This window comes from Pantoea sp. BL1 (assembly GCF_000963985.1).
GTDB classification, from domain to species: Bacteria; Pseudomonadota; Gammaproteobacteria; order Enterobacterales; family Enterobacteriaceae; genus Pantoea; species Pantoea rwandensis_B.
The window spans coordinates 115,833-131,793 of sequence record NZ_JZRH01000003.1 but is presented as its reverse complement, the minus strand read 5'-3'; the positions used below and the strand labels follow the sequence as shown (position 1 = coordinate 131,793).

Genomic DNA, 15,961 nt, shown 5'->3' with positions numbered 1-15,961 from the left:
TTCCTTTTACTGACTGGTGGATTATCGATGGATTTGATGCAATCAGGCGCTCCAACTCGCCGTTACTCTAAGCTCAGCGTCTTCTGTGCGGGCATCGCTTTATTTCATTGTTCACAAATCATGGCTGCCAGTGATGCGCTCACCTCGGCCAGCCGAATCACCTCCGCAGGCCTGGCGCAACAGCAGCAGGATCTGCCGTCATTAACCGGTGAAGTGGCCGAACCCGCATTGGCTCACGTCCCGGATTCACTCACCATCAACCAGGCCGTACAGCGTGCCATTCAGTGGCATCCGGATATCGCGCAGGCGGTGGGCAAAATGCTGGAACAGGCCAACCAGGTGGATGTGGCGAAAGCCAAATATTATCCGCAGATCAGTGGCGGGATGAACAACGGCTATAGCAATGCCTATACCGAAAAGGGGTTCAGCCCATCGTTTGTGTTATCGGTTTCGCAGATGTTGTATGACTTCGGCAAAGTCAGCAGCTCGGTGCGATCCGCTGAAGCCGGCGTGGCGATGGAACAAGCCAACGTGCTGGTGAGTATTGATACGGTGGCACATGACACGGCTTCCGCGCTGGTGGAAGTGCAGGGCTATCAGCAACTGGTGAAGATTGCCCAGCAGCAGCTCGATGCACTAAGCAAAATTGGCGATCTGGCCCGTCAGCGAAATGATGAAGGCGCGGCTTCGCTCTCCGATGCCACGCAAACGGATGCGCGTATTGAAGGTGCACGCACCACGCTAATTCAGTATCAGGCCAACCTCGATCGCTGGCGTGCCACGCTGGCGACCTACCTCGGTTGGCCGCTGGTGAAGAAAGTAAATGAAGATTTTCCGGTGAACCTGACGCGCTCCTGCTCGGTGGGTAAAGCGGATGACAAACTCAACCCGGCGGTGCTGTCGGCATGGGCACAGGCCAATCAGGCACAGGCAAAACTGGATAATGCTAACGCGCAGAACCTGCCAACGATTTCGCTGGAACCCCAGGTGACGCACTACCTCAACAATCATTACTCCGGCAGCGAAACGCTCGATCGCACTCAGTATCAGGCCTTCGTCAAAGTGGAGATGCCGATCTATCAGGGAGGCGGGATCACTGCCGCGCGTGACGCCGCTGCCAACGCCTTGCAAGCCGCCAACGCGGCCGTCAATTCCGCGCGCTTGAAAGCACGGCAGCAACTCAGTGAATCGCAAAGTGCAGCCCTTAGCTTGTCGCAAAGTCTGGCGATTATGGGGCGGCAACAGACGCTGGGTGAGAAAACCCAGCAGCTCTATCAGGATCAGTATTTGCAACTCGGCACCCGTCCGCTGCTGGACGTGCTTAACGCCGAGCAGGAAGTGTTCCAGACCCGTTTCACCCTGCAGCAAACCATCAGTCAATTACGATCGTTGCAACTCGATTGCTTATACAGCACCGGGCATATCCGATCGGCGTTCGCGTTGAATAATCAGCGGATCCAGAATGTGGAGATCCAGCCATGACCCAGTTACAAATTCCCGATGCCCCGAACGGTGATACCAGCAGTGGTGCCGACGGGCTCGTTCCGTTAAATGGATGGGCGACGGCGATCATCCAGATCGCCACCCATTATCGTTTGCCCTGTTCTCCGGGCATGATCATGGCCGCCGCCGAATGGCAGGGTAAACAGACGCGCGACAAAGCGCTGCGCCATTTAGCGCGCCAGGCGGGGTTATCGCTCCAACTGTACGAAGAGAACAAGTGGGAAATCACCAGCTGGCGTTTGCCACTGGCAGTGGAGCTGGCCGACGGACAGGTCGGTGTTATCACCAACTTCGATGGTGAAGATGAAGTGCGTGTGCACTTTTCGGGAGATGAGCAACCGGCGCCCGTTGCGCTGGAAACGCTGCTGCCGGAGATTCGTTTTGCCGCCGCATTACGTCCGGTCACCGCTGCCAAAGACAGCCGCGTCGATCGCTATCTGGCAACGGTCAAGCCGGATTGGCTGCGGCGTTTGGTGCTGCACGACCTGCGGCCTTATGGCCACGTGATGCTGGGCTCCTTCCTGCTCAACCTGCTGGCGATGGTTGGCATTATCTTCTCGATGCAGGTGTATGACCGCGTGATTCCGGCGCAATCTTATCCCACGCTGTATGTCCTCTATATCGGGGTGATTATCTCCGTGGTGTTCACCTATGTCCTGCGTGTCGGGCGCGATCATGTCACTGACCTGCTGGGTAAACGTGCCGATATGCGTGTTTCGGATCGCGTGTTTGGTCATGCGCTGCGGCTGCGTAATAGTGCGGTGCCGCGTTCCACCGGTACTTTTATCTCGCAACTGCGCGAGCTGGAATCGATCCGCGAAATGGTGACCTCAACCACCGTTTCCGCCATTGTTGATATGCCGTTCTTCCTGCTGTTTATGCTGGTGATGGCGATCATTGCGCCACAGCTGGCGTGGATTGCGCCGATTGCGGTGATCCTGATGGTGTTGCCCGGCATTCTCAGCCAGAAGAAGTTGTCAAAGCTGGCGCAGCAAAACCTGAAGGAATCGACGCTGCGTAATGCGGTGCTGGTGGAGAGCGTGCAGGGGCTGGAGGACATCAAGCTGATGCAGGCGGAAGACCGTTTCCTGCAACAGTGGAACAGCTACATTCGCATTACGGCGCAATCCGGTGTGGAGATGCGCAAAGTGATGCATTCGCTGATCAGCTGGGGTGTCACGGTGCAGGGGTTGGTGTATGCCAGCGTGATCGTGGTCGGTGCGCCGATGGTGATCAACGGCGATATCACCACCGGTGCGATTGTTGCGGCTTCGCTGCTCTCTTCGCGCATGATTGCCCCCATGGCGACGTTGTGTGGTGTGCTGGCTCGCTGGCAGCAGGTGAAAGCCGCCAAAGGCAGTCTGGATGCATTGATGAATCTGCCGGTGGAGAACAGTAAAGACGAGACGCGCATCCATTGTCCGGTGCTGTTTGGCCATTATCAGTTCAATGATGCGATGTTCCGCTACTACACCGATTCCCTCACCATCGCGCTGCGCATCAAAAGCCTGACCATCAAACCGGGTGAACGTATTGCCGTGCTGGGTCGCAACGGTTCGGGCAAATCCACCTTGTTGCAGGCGATGATCGGCGGCATGGATCTGGTGGGCGGTGAGCTGCGTCTGGATAACCTCAGCTTGCCGCATATTGATGTCTCGGATGTGCGGCGCAACGTGGGTTTGATGACGCAAAACGCACGCCTGTTCCACGGCACGCTGCGTGAAAACCTCACCATGGGCGCGGCCCACGCGACTGACGATGCCATCTTCGGTGCATTAACGGTCAGCGGCGGGGCGGATTTCATTCGTCGTTTGCCACTCGGTCTCGATCATCCGGTGATGGAAGGCGGGATAGGCTTATCGGGCGGTCAGCGCCAGTCAGTGCTACTGGCTCGCATGCTGTTGCGCGATCCCAACATTATCCTGCTGGATGAACCTACGGCGGCGCTGGATGATCATACCGAGAAGGAGTTCATCGAACGTCTGGGCGCGTGGCTGAATGGCCGCACGCTGATCGTGGCGACGCACCGTGCGGCGATCCTTGCGCTGGTGGATCGCGTGCTGGTGCTGAAAGATGGGCAACTGGTGATGGACAGCCCGAAAGAGAATGCGTTGCCGCCACCGCGTGCCGGCGGTAATCCATAGGAGGTGCGCCCATGATGAAGCAACTTCCCGGCAAACTGCGGCTGGTCACCGCGGCAGAAGTCGATTCCTCTGACGACCTGTTGGGGGAGCTGAAATCCGAGACCCACTACACCGGAGCGGTCAGGCTGATCACCATCAGTGCCGCGTTGATCCTGATATCGCTGGTGTGGGCCTGGTTCGGCACGCTGGATGAAGTCTCAACCGGCACGGGTAAAGTGATCCCGAGTTCGCGTGACCAGGTGCTGCAATCCTTAGAAGGTGGGATCCTCACCGAGCTGTATGTGCACGAAGGCGATCGGGTGAAGGCGGGGCAGGTGGTGGCGCGTCTGGATCCCACGCGCTCGCAATCCAGCGTCGGTGAAAGTGCGGCGCGTTATCGTGCGTCACTGGCAGCGGCCTCGCGCCTGAGAGCCGAGGTCAACGACGATCCCCTTACGTTCCCCAATGAGCTCAAAGCTTATCCTGATTTGATTGCCTCTGAGACGCGGTTGTACAAAACCAAACGCGCTCAGCTTGCTGACTCGACGAAGCAGTTCAACGAGTCGCTGGCGTTGGCGAACAAGGAATTGGCGATCACACAAAAGCTGGCCAAAACCGGTGCCGCCAGTAGCGTCGAAGTGTTGCGTTTGCAGCGTGATAAATCGGATCTGGAGCTAAAACTCACCGACATGCGCTCGCAATACTATGTGCAGGCGCGTGAGGAGTTGGCAAAAGCCAGTGCCGAAGCGGACAGCCTGGCTGAGGTGATCAAAGGGCGCGAAGATACGGTGACGCGCCTGACCATCCGTTCACCGATGAACGGCATCGTGAAAAACATCAAAGTCTCCACCGTCGGCGGGGTGATTCCTCCCAACGGGGAACTGATGAACATCGTGCCGTTAAACGACCGGTTGCTGATTGAGGCGCGCCTGTCACCGCGTGATATTGCCTTTATCCATCCCGGCCAGCGTGCGGTGGTGAAGATCTCGGCCTATGACTACGCGATTTACGGTGGCATGAATGGCGTGGTGGAAAGCATTTCACCGGATACCATCCAGGATGAGGTGAAGCCGGAGATTTACTACTATCGCGTGTTTATCCGCACTGATAACGACTACGTGCAGAACAAAGCCGGTAAGCGCTACTCGATCAGTCCGGGGATGGTTTCTACGGTCGATATCAAGACTGGCGAGAAGACCATCATGGATTATCTGGTGAAACCGTTTAATAAAGCCAAAGAGGCGATGCGCGAACGTTAATCGCATATCGTGCATGTTTAAAAGCCGCCGCTGAGGAGTCAACGGCGGCTTTTATGTGTCTGCAAGGTACATTACTTAAGTTTGGCTAATATTTGATGGCAGGATTAATGCATTGAATAAAGCGTAATACAGCCCTCTTTTACAAAGCATTAGCAGTAATCTTTTACCTCATTTTTTGCAGATATTAATGACAGAAAAACAAGACCGGTCTTAGGGCTTTTCTACTTTTTTATTGATTTAATTAGTTGAAGTAGCAATTGCTGGAAGCTTTTTGATATTTTTAGAAACCTTTAGTGCAACTTAGTGTAATGTGTCGCACCGTTAACTTAATCGACCATTAACTTGCTTAAGTCAGGTGTTTTATACCAGTTTTGTTTGTTTTTAATGCAAGGATAGTCTGTTAATGTCAGGATTTGAATAGAGGTTTACTGACAAAAATTGTGCGGGCTAGTGCCATGTATTACAAAGCGTATCGAATTTCCACCCCTTGCTTATTTCAGGCTTCTCCGTGAGTAACGCAGTGCGAAAAATTAAATATCGCTAACCTCCTGACTCGTTAAATGTACGCTTACGCTCGTGCTTTGACTCGCCTCACGGTGTGAGGGGTCGGTCTGGTTTTAAGTGAATTAGGATAGAAATTTTAATGTAATGAGTGCGTCATGATTCCACCTGTCTGGAAGCATACCGATGGCATTTGCTCCATGACTTCATGCAAAAGAACTTAATCCAAAACCTTTGTGCCGACTCAATGTCAGCGCTCAAAGAGTTCCGCATTGAAGTTTTTTGGGCGTTGCCTGGCGTGAGTAACCCATTAGCAACAAATAAATTACCGAATAATACGGGTTAGCTGTCTGCCAGAGGGTATAGGCAGGAAAACATGGCGAACATCTCTTCAAGCGGATCAATTCCGTGCGGTAGCTATGGATATACAGCAACGTGTAAGCCTATTTCTGCATTTTAAGCCGCTCCTGCTCTGGTAATACCTCGCAATAGTTTGGCAAATAATCACCGTTGGGTGCCTTCAGCGGCTATTTCGCCTTCCAGAATTTAAATTGTTGGAAAACTGATCTATGAACAACGTAACTCGTCTTCTGGTGATTTCATTTGCCCTCATCTTGAGTGGATGCGCATATTCACCGAAGCAGGTTAAGGCATCAAGGCCGCTTGTTAATCAAGCTGCGACACCCGGTCTCCAGGCTATGCCAAATAATCTGCAGCAATCCCTGAATGTCCTGCAGCAGGGTGCCACGCTAAACGCCAACAGCCGTACCTATACGCTGGGGCAGCGTTATGTCTCTGCTTTGGGGCAGGAATGTATCGAATTAGTGCGTAACCGCAACGACAACGCGTCGCCGCTCGGCGTGACCTGTAAAAACGACGAGACATGGTATCAGGTACCGCAACTTGAGCAGGCTTCTGCCAGTGACCTCCTTGTCGTGCAATAAATTTAAAGAGAAATGTTGTGAAGATAACGAAATTTCGGCCATTGAGTGCCATCTTACTGCTGATTTGCACCTCTTGCGCTGTGCTGGCCGCACCGACGAAAGAAGAGGCGCAAGCCTTCGGCATGAATAGTCCGGCAGATACTGGCGATGGTCGAATGCACTTGGGCGGCCAACAGGCAATGAGCGGACAGGCGAATACCACCTCCACGACCGGAACTTTTACGCAACAAAACCGGCAGGGAATGCTACTGCCGGGTGAGAGTGATGTACGTAAATTATTGCCGCAGTCTGAATCTGGTCTGCCTCCCCCTTACGGCGCCAACTTGTTTGCCGGCGGCTATGAAACCGAACGCAGTGACGGGCTGAACGATAATTATCTGATTGCACCCGGCGATAAGATCAACATATGGATCTGGGGCGCAGTCAATTTCTCAAACGTGGTAACCGTTGATAATCAGGGAAATATTTTCATTCCTGACGTTGGGCCGATTAATGTCCACAACGTGACCGCCAGCAAAGTGAATGCACTTGTCACCAGTCATATCAGCGAAGTATTTACTAATAACGTCAATGTCTATGTCAATTTACTGACGGCGACGCCAGTGAGTGTATTTGTTTCTGGTCCGGTTATCCGTCCGGGTCAATATGCCGGACAATCTTCTGATAGCGTGCTCTATTTTCTGAAGCGCGCAGGCGGCATTGATTCCGACCGTGGTAGCTATCGCCATATTAAGGTACTGCGCCAAAATCGTGTCATTCAGGAAATTGACCTGTATGAATTTATGCAGCAGGGCAGGATGCCGAAGCTGTCGCTGAAAGATCAGGACGTGATTCTGGTCGAGTCGCAGGGTCTGATGATCAGTGTGGCCGGTAAAGTACGTAATCCGTTTCGCTTCGAATTAAAGAACAGCAGCGCGCTGGGCTCTGAACTGGTGTCATTTGCCTTGCCCCTTGCCAAGGTGAGTCACGTTGGGGTGATTGGTGATCGTCCAAACGGTCCGTTCTCGGTGTATATGCCGTACAGAGATTTTGATCGCATCCAGCTAAAAGACGGCGACAAAGTGCTGTTTAATGATGATATGCATGCGCAGGTTTACGATGTGCAAATTATCGGCAGTTATCGCGGGCCATCTTATTTCACCGTACGTAAAGAAACGCGTCTTCACGATCTGTTAAACCACATCCCTATTGATCCGAACATGGCGGATTATGGCTCGATCTACATCATGCGTAAGAGCGTGGCGGCACGGCAGAAAGAGATGCTGGAAGATTCACTCAACCGCCTTGAGCGCAGTGTGTTTACCGCACCCGCCAACTCTGACGGTGAAGCCTCTATTCGTACTAAAGAAGCTGAGCTTGTCATGCAGTTTGTGGAGAAAGCGCGTAAGGTCCAGCCACTGGGTAAAGTGGTGGTGTCGGATAAAGGCGTGATTGCCAATATCATGCTTGAACAAGGCGACCAGATTGTTATCCCGTACAAAACCGACCTGATTCAGGTGGGTGGCGAAGTGATGATGCCGCAAGCGGTGGTGTACAACGAAGGCGCCAGGCTTGACGATTATGTTGCCTGGGCAGGGGGGTTCACCGACCGCGCGAATGACAAACGTATTGCTGTGGTGCATGCCAACGGTCTGATGGAGTTCCAGGACGCTGGTAGCGTGATGCCGGGCGATCAGATTCTCGTCATGCCGAAAGTGGACAGCAAAATGATGCAATCCATCAAGGACATTACTCAGGTCATCTATCAGGTTGCTGTAGCGGCCAACGTGGTCCTGAGATAAAACTAACTTCGGGCTCGCTTGAGGTGAGCCCCTCCTGTGATACCGGCTTTCTATGTTTAAACCCATACTTAACCAAACACCTCGTAGTCCATTTCAGGTTCTCCGCGATGTGACGTTTGGCCTCTTGATTCGTGAACTGAAAACCAGATTTGGTAGTTATCGGCTGGGGTATGCCTGGGCGCTGATAGATCCGTTACTGATGATTAGCGCATTTAGCCTGATATTTGGTATGCGCGGACATAGCGGTTTTGGCGGTGCGCCAGCACCGTTGTTTATTACTGCCAGTTATTTGCCCTTTCTTTTTTTTAGAAATGTGGTGAGTAAACTGCAATCGGCAGTCAATGCCAATATGGGGCTGTTCTGTTATAGGCAGGTAACGCCTTTTGCTACGTTTGTGGCTCGCTTTATCCTGGAAGCCATTATTGGGCTGGTAGTTGGTTGTGTGCTTGTATTGGGATTACTTTGGCTTGGTTTCGATGCAATTCCTAATGATCCCTTACAAGTTATTTTTATTTATTTCTTGTTGATGATCTTATCATTTTCATTAGGTGTTATTTTTTGCATCTTAATTAATTTATTTAAAGAAACAGATAAATTCCTCAACTTTATAATGATGCCATTAATGTTTATTTCATGCGTAATGTACCCACTGGCAACGGTACCTGTCCAGTTCCAACACTGGTTTATATGGAATCCATTGGTGCATGCCGTCGAATTAATGCGAACTGGTTGGATAGCAGGTTATGTAAGCCCTGATGTTAGTTGGAACTATTTAGCAAGTTTGACATTGGTCTTACTAACGTTTGCGATGAGCTGTTATCGCCTAAGCCATCGCAGATTGATTGCTAGCTAAAGCTAAATAAACATGATTATTCTTGATAACGTTTCGAAATATTATCCCACTAAGTTTGGCCGTAATTATGTGCTGCGTGATGTAAACGTAACGCTGCCACGAGATCGTAATATAGGTATTCTCGGTGCCAATGGGGCGGGGAAATCAACCCTTCTGCGTCTGCTGGGTGGGATGGATATGCCCAGCAGGGGTAAGGTCACTCGTCAATGTCGTGTTTCCTGGCCATTAGCGCTTAATGGTGGTTTTCAGGGTAGCATGACTGGACGGGAAAATACCCGATTTGTCTGTCGCATTCATGGAGTACGTGATACGCAAGCCATTGAAGAGTGGGTGAAGGAATTCTCGGAAATTGGTCAGCATTTTGAACTGCCAATTAAAGCTTACTCCAGTGGTATGAAATCAAAATTCTCATTTGCCGTTAGTATGGCATTCGATTTTGATATCTATCTGACCGATGAAATTACTTCAGTGGGTGATGCTAGCTTTAAGCAGAAATGTATTGATACGTTCACGAAAAAGCGCGAGACCGCTAGTTTAATCATGGTTTCGCATGATATGAAAAATTTACGCCAACAATGCGATATGGGTATTCTACTGCGTAATAGCAAGCTAGAAATATTCGAAAATATCGACGATGCCATCCGTATTTATCAGAGCCTGTAACAAGCCTAAAACAATGACTCAGCCAATTCACCCCCACAAACCTTCAAGTTTGATGCGCAAGCTGCGCAAATTAAAAACCAAACCTAAACATTTTATTGTCGACTCCAGTGGCTATCGCCTGACTCATCGCTCCTGGAAAAAAAGCCATAGACTTGGTGGATTTCAGTGGGTAGTCGCCTGTTTTGTTATTGCCACAATCTACTTTGGGTTTATTGCATCGGATCGTTATGTAAGCCGGGCAGATATAGTGGTTAAGCAAGCAGATCAAATTAAGATGCTACCTGATGCTTTGTCGATGCTAGGGCTAGGTGGTAGTAATCACGAAGATGTGCTGTTAATCCAGGACTATCTGAAATCAGCAGACCTTCTCGATAAATTAGATAAAGAATTGGCTCTTAAAGTACACTACCAAAGCCACAAGGTAGACTTTTTTTCTCGTCTACCGAAAGAAGTTAGCCGAGAACAATTCCTGAAGTATTACCGTGATCACCTCTCATTGCATCTGGATGATTTATCCGGAGTACTCACTATTGAGCTACAAGCCTTTGACCCTGCCTACGGTCAACGAGTGGTCAATCAGATGCTTAAGGAATCTGAGGGCTTCATCAACAGGCTGGGGCATCAGGTAGCCCTGGAACAACTTACTTTTATTGAGAAGGAAGTTGATCGTTCCTATCAGCGTCTGCAGAGCGAGAAAGCGAAAGTTCTGGAGTTCCAAAACACCCATCATCTCATCAGCCCAGAATCATCCAGTACCGCCCGCATGGGCGTGGTCAGCCAGATCGAAGCCCAGTTGGCTCAACAGCAGGCTCAGTTAAAACAACTGCAAAGCTATATGAAAGAAAGCGCACCTTCAGTTGTATCTGTGCAGACCAGGGTCGATGCCTTAACTCAGCAATTGGCTCAGGAGAAATCCAAACTGACCGGCGTGGATAAAGATGCGATGAACGAAGTGATCGCCAACTATATGGGTGTTGAAACACAGGCAACCTTGGCTGCGGATCTCTACAAAACTGGCTTGATTAGTCTGGAGCAAGCCAGAATAGAGGCGTACCGCAAACTAAAACATCTGTTAATTATTAGCAAGCCGACGTTGGCAGAAGAAGCAGAGTATCCACGCCGGGTTTATAATTTGGTAACCGTAGGTGTATTGCTATGTCTTTTATATGGTTTGATTGTAATGGGGCTTGCCACCTTGCGTGAGCATCAAGACTAATATTTTAAATTGGCAACTATACTTTATGAGATATCTTCAGAAAAAATTGATAACCAAAAAACCAAACGACCTAAGAAAGTAAAAATTCGTCATTCGAAACATGCTAAATCACATGCAATGATAAATTAAATGAATCTCATTTCTTAAGAGTGCTGATTTTGTGGGTTTTGTTTACCTTTTCAATAAGCTTTTCAAAATTATGAGTTGCAATTTCATGTTTAAACGTAAAAAGAAAAAAACATTTTCGCCAGAATTAGATATAAATTTTTATGGGCAGTATTATAGTGATCTTGCAGATATAGATGATGAAGGGTTACATCGGCATTGGCAGAATTTTGGGAAAAAAGAAAATCGCCATCCTAGCTTACGAAAGTTGTTAGAATTTAGTAATGTTGATTCCTCTCAGGAAACTGAATTTGATATCGAACCTGATTTTTACTGTAGAAGCTATCCTGATGTTAGCAAGAATGGGAAAATTAATAAAACTCAGGCGAAAGTACATTGGTTGCTTCATGGGAAAAAAGAAGGGCGTGCCAGAACACTTGTCGAATGGATGAAGATGCATGGTGGATACAGCACTCTTGACTTGAATGAAAATGATATAGCTAATGTTATTGAACGTAATAAGCAGAGTGGCCTAGAGGTATCGATTCAGCTTATTCAGGATATCCTTAGTGGTAACTTTTCTCAACCCATAAAATTTGCCGATTGCCCTGTAGGTAACTCGTTGTTCTACGAGAGACTTGGGAAATCTTTCTATCTAAAGTATAAATCGAGTGGATCAAAACATGAACAGCAGGCGAGTCGTTCTGCATATCGGTTAGCATTATATTTTCACCTTACTCCGCGCGTTTTGGAGTTACTGGGAAATACTTATTTAGACGCTGGAGATTTTAGAACTGCGGCTGATATTTATTATGAAGCAGCTAAAAATATTTCTTCGGAATCGAGTAATAATATTAGCCGTTGGTTGTTCGTTTTACTAGCCCAAGCTGAGAGTGCCAATAATTTGCACTATGAGGCTCTCACGGCCATTACGAAAGGATTACAATTCCATCCGGAGTTTACTGATCAAAAAGAAATGTTAGATCAGTATGTTAATAATTATTATTCATCTTTTTCTGGAAAGATACAAATTTTAGCTTCATTAGATAAGCGGGAAGAATTAAAAGATCAGACTTGGATTTACACTGAGAATATTTATAAATCTTATCTCGCTTATAATGGTGTAAATGATATTATAAAACCTAAGCTTGAAATAAACCATGATAAAATACTTATTGTGGGAGATTATCATGTACCGCAATGTCAACGTTATCGAATTGAACAAAAAACTGAACAACTTGAAAGTCAAGGGAAGGTTGTTACATGCGTTGACTGGACAAAATTAAATGATCACGCTAATGAATTGGCATTGCATGACATAGTTATTTTTTATCGCGTTCCAGCAGTGCCAGAAGTAATAAAATCAATTGCAAAAATAAATGCGGCTGGAAAAATATCTATTTACGAGATTGACGATTATATTTTTGACAGTGTCTATCCAGCAGATCTTGAGACATATGGCGGTTACCTTTCTCTAAATGTTCACATTGAACTTCGTAAAGGGATGGCCTTATTTAATTCGGCTGCACGACTATGCACATATGGATTGGCATCTACACTCCCATTGTGTGACAAACTTAAAGGATTGGTATCATCTGGAGTTTGTTTTTTGCATCGTAATGGTTTAGATAAACTAAGTATAATCAAGCCTGTTGAACGTGATAGTCGAGAATATATTGATATTTTCTACGGAAGCGGAACTCAAGCTCACAATAGTGATTTCATTGAGCAAGCGCTTCCTTCTTTAAAACGAATTCTAACTAAATATCCTCAGGTACGTTTAGTTATCGCAGGTTACTTGAAACTACCATCAAGCTTTGTCGATGGCTTTGCAAATCAGCTTAGGCAAGTTCCACCGCTGTCCAGTATCAAGGCATATTTGAGTATTTTACAACAAGCTGATATTAATTTAGCAGTTTTACATGATGACGTAATTAATGCATGTAAAAGTGAGTTAAAATGGTTTGAAGCTGCTTGTTTTGGCATTCCATCCGTAGTCAGTAGCACCCAGAATTATAGAGATGTGCTGGAAAATGGGGTAGATGCTTATCTGGCAACTAACGAAGAAGAATGGGTTATTGCTTTAAGTAAGTTAATTGAAGATGCAGCGTTACGTAAGGAAATGGCTGAAAAAGCATTGTACAAAGTAGAGCAATGTTACAGCATAAAAGTGCTTGGTAAAGAACTTGTTGACAAATTGAATTCACTTGTTCCGTATAAAAAGAAAAAGCGAAAAATAGCACTGGTAAATGTTTTTTACCCTCCACAGGCTATTGGTGGTGCCACGCGTGTCGTTGCCGACAATGTCGAGATATTAAAGTCTCATTACGGAGATGAAATTGACGTTGTTATTTTTACCTCTGACGAGCGTTGTACTACTCCTTATCAACTTGATATATATCAACAAGAAGGCATCACTGTTTATCGATCGACAGTTCTTCACCGTGAGAATATGGACTGGCATCCTCAAGATCCCAAAATGTATGATCTTTTTAAACGTTTTCTAGAAATTGAGAAACCAGATTTAGTTCATTTCCATAGCGTACAGCGACTGACAGGATCGGTAGTAGAAGCTGCTCGTGATATGAGCACTCCTTATATGGTAACAGCACACGACGCCTGGTGGATTTCAGATTATCAGTTCCTTGTTGATTCAGAGGGTAAATTATACCCTGAAGGACATCCGGATCGTTTCTCTCCTCGATTATTACCGAATAATGTGACATTTTCACAATCTATCGAACGTATTGAATATCTATCAGAGTTATTATCTGACGCTAATGAGATATTAACTGTTTCGGAGTCTTTCGCGCAGATTTATCGAAAAAATGGCCTCAGTAGAATTCGAGTAAATAGAAATGGTATAAGTTCAAATCAATTATGGGATCTTAAAGATACAAGTGACAATGAACGTATTGTGTGTGGCCATATTGGTGGTATGTCCGCACATAAGGGATTTTTTTTATTCAAGAAAGCGATTGAGATAGTACAACCAATCAATATCAGTATTATGCTAGTTGATCATAGTAAAGATGATAGTTACTCTCAAACAACAAAGTGGGGAGATGTACCAGTAACTGTTATTGGACGTGTACCACAAAATCGGATTGTTGAACTATACCGTCAATTGGACGTTATTTTTGCTCCATCTATATGGCCTGAGAGTTATGGTCTCGTAACAAGAGAAGCAGCAGCCTGTGGGTGCTGGGTAGTAGCAAGTAATCTTGGCGGGATTGGAGAAGACGTTATAGAAGAAAAAACAGGTATGATTATTAATCCTGATTTAATCAGCATCTGTGAAGCGGTCAGGAGGATTGATAAAAATATCAGATTATTCAAACAGCCTATTGACGCGAATAAGATAAGAACTGTAAATGAACAAGTGAAAGAGCTAATGGAAAATTATAGATGAGCTTTATTAAAAATGTAGTTTTTGTCATTGGACCTTCAGGGGTTGGTAAGTCATCGATAATTAAAAATATAAATTTAGACGAGGTGGTTAATATTTATGAATTGGATGATGTAGTTTATCAAGCCGCACGGAAGTATAATTTAGTCGATTCCGGTGGGGCTTATCGTGTAATGCAAGAACTAGGCACCCAAGCATTTTTCATCTTGGGTATGAATTATCTATTTGAAATTATCGGAACTAAGCCTACTGAGCGTCATATAATTGATGTGGGGGCTGCTTTCCAGAATGTTAGTCTTCTTGAAAAATATTCAAATATATATAACGTAATCTGTATTGATGCCAAACCAAAAGTATCACATGAACGTTACATTATTAATAGGCCAAAAGATCCTAGAGATTTTTTTACTCATTGCTCAATAGAATACTCACCAATAAGAATTGAAATCTATAATTCAGCAACATTTACTATTGACACCTCTTTCGACGGCATAGATAAAACAATAAATAAATTTAATGAGATCCTAAAGAGAATATGGAATGAATAACGTTTATTTTTTGAAAGATGCGAAAATAATTCCTTATACTTTAGATTGCAGGGATGTATACGATAATTATATACATGGAATTGTTCATGATGAATTAACTAGCTCTGTTCGCGGTTTAGTTCGTGGAGAAAATAAAAAACTCCTTATTAATGAAGTTCGTCTATCTGAAGTTAAAAACAAATTATCTTATAAGTATGAATCAGGAACCTTCTTTTATCTCGGTCCATTTATTAATCAATTTGGTCATTTGATCACTCAAACTCTTAGTCGCGCATGGGCCTATAATGAATATAGAGAGGTTGTTGATAAGATAATAATTTTAGGTCGAAGTGATAAAGATACTATAGAAAGTTTGCCAAAGCATATATTAGAGTTGTTTGAGTTTTTTAATTTGGATCTTAATAAAATTATCTTTGTGAATGACTCAATTCAAACTGAGAATCTAATTGCTCCAGCACAAAGTCATGGTATTGGATTCAGGGAAGTATGGCATACCAAAGAATATCTACCATTTTATAAAAATGGCAGATATAAAGATGATAGTTATCCAAAGAAAATTTTTATTTCACGGCGATTTTTCAAGTTGAAAGGAAGATTAGCTGGTCTGGACGCTCTCGCAGAGATATTGAAAGGCAATGATTACACTGAGGTTTTTCCGGAGAATTTATCCGTTGAACAGCAAATAAAACTTTTCTTTAATGCTTCACATATAGTTGCTGAGGAAGGTAGTGCTTTACATACCTTAGATCTGATTCCAGAAATAAAAGCAAAAATATTTCTGATATCAAGAAGAAAAAACTACCCGACTTTTAAGGGGTTAGTTAATAGGGCAACTGTTGAGTCTTATTTTTTTGATGATGTAATGACGTTAGATACAGAAGATAGAGAGGCAAATGCCTTATCTGTTTCATTTTCCCTGAGCAGTTTAATTCATCGATTAAGAGAAACATCCTTTATAAGTTCCGATTGTTTCTCTCAATCTCATCTTAATGATGAGGTTTTGAAGGATATAGTGGATTTTTACAAGGTTAAGTTGAGTAAAGTGTGATGGCATCA

At 45.8% G+C, this 15,961-nt stretch carries 11 protein-coding genes; all 11 read left to right on the top strand.

Features of this window, described 5'->3' with window-relative positions:
• Positions 1-27 precede the first annotated feature (27 nt).
• Complete coding sequence (locus VH86_RS02130; RefSeq protein WP_045814691.1) at positions 28-1,482, top strand: TolC family outer membrane protein; 1,455 nt, start codon at positions 28-30, stop codon at positions 1,480-1,482.
• Entirely contained in the window at positions 1,479-3,647 is a 2,169-nt protein-coding gene (locus VH86_RS02125) for a type I secretion system permease/ATPase (RefSeq protein ID WP_045831733.1), read from the top strand. Before VH86_RS02130 ends, VH86_RS02125 begins: the two co-directional genes overlap by 4 nt.
• Before the next feature lie 14 nt (positions 3,648-3,661).
• Positions 3,662-4,885, top strand: a complete 1,224-nt coding sequence (locus VH86_RS02120; RefSeq protein WP_369800291.1) for an HlyD family type I secretion periplasmic adaptor subunit — start codon at positions 3,662-3,664, stop codon at positions 4,883-4,885.
• Positions 4,886-6,084: 1,199 nt separating this feature from the next.
• A complete protein-coding gene (locus VH86_RS02115; RefSeq protein WP_231647075.1) occupies positions 6,085-6,330 on the top strand; it encodes a hypothetical protein in 246 nt (81 codons plus the stop codon).
• Positions 6,331-6,347: 17 nt separating this feature from the next.
• A complete protein-coding gene (locus VH86_RS02110; protein ID WP_045831730.1) occupies positions 6,348-8,111 on the top strand; it encodes a polysaccharide biosynthesis/export family protein in 1,764 nt (587 codons plus the stop codon).
• A 52-nt stretch (positions 8,112-8,163) separates the two neighbouring features.
• On the top strand, positions 8,164-8,964 hold the full coding sequence (locus VH86_RS02105; protein ID WP_045831729.1) for an ABC transporter permease: 801 nt from the start codon (positions 8,164-8,166) through the stop codon (positions 8,962-8,964).
• Between the two features lie 12 nt (positions 8,965-8,976).
• Positions 8,977-9,627 carry an ABC transporter ATP-binding protein gene (locus VH86_RS02100; RefSeq protein WP_045831728.1) on the top strand — a complete coding sequence of 217 codons (651 nt, stop codon included), beginning with the start codon at positions 8,977-8,979 and terminating at the stop codon, positions 9,625-9,627.
• A 13-nt stretch (positions 9,628-9,640) separates the two neighbouring features.
• Positions 9,641-10,843 carry a sugar transporter gene (locus tag VH86_RS02095; protein WP_045831727.1) on the top strand — a complete coding sequence of 401 codons (1,203 nt, stop codon included), beginning with the start codon at positions 9,641-9,643 and terminating at the stop codon, positions 10,841-10,843.
• A 214-nt stretch (positions 10,844-11,057) separates the two neighbouring features.
• Complete coding sequence (locus VH86_RS24800) at positions 11,058-14,360, top strand: glycosyltransferase (RefSeq protein WP_197080182.1); 3,303 nt, start codon at positions 11,058-11,060, stop codon at positions 14,358-14,360.
• Positions 14,357-14,905 (top strand): hypothetical protein, encoded by a 549-nt coding sequence (locus VH86_RS02085; protein ID WP_045831726.1) that lies wholly within the window; start codon positions 14,357-14,359, stop codon positions 14,903-14,905. Before VH86_RS24800 ends, VH86_RS02085 begins: the two co-directional genes overlap by 4 nt.
• Positions 14,898-15,953 (top strand): DUF563 domain-containing protein, encoded by a 1,056-nt coding sequence (locus VH86_RS02080; RefSeq protein WP_045831725.1) that lies wholly within the window; start codon positions 14,898-14,900, stop codon positions 15,951-15,953. The genes VH86_RS02085 and VH86_RS02080 overlap by 8 nt, the downstream gene beginning before the upstream one ends.
• Positions 15,954-15,961 lie beyond the last annotated feature (8 nt).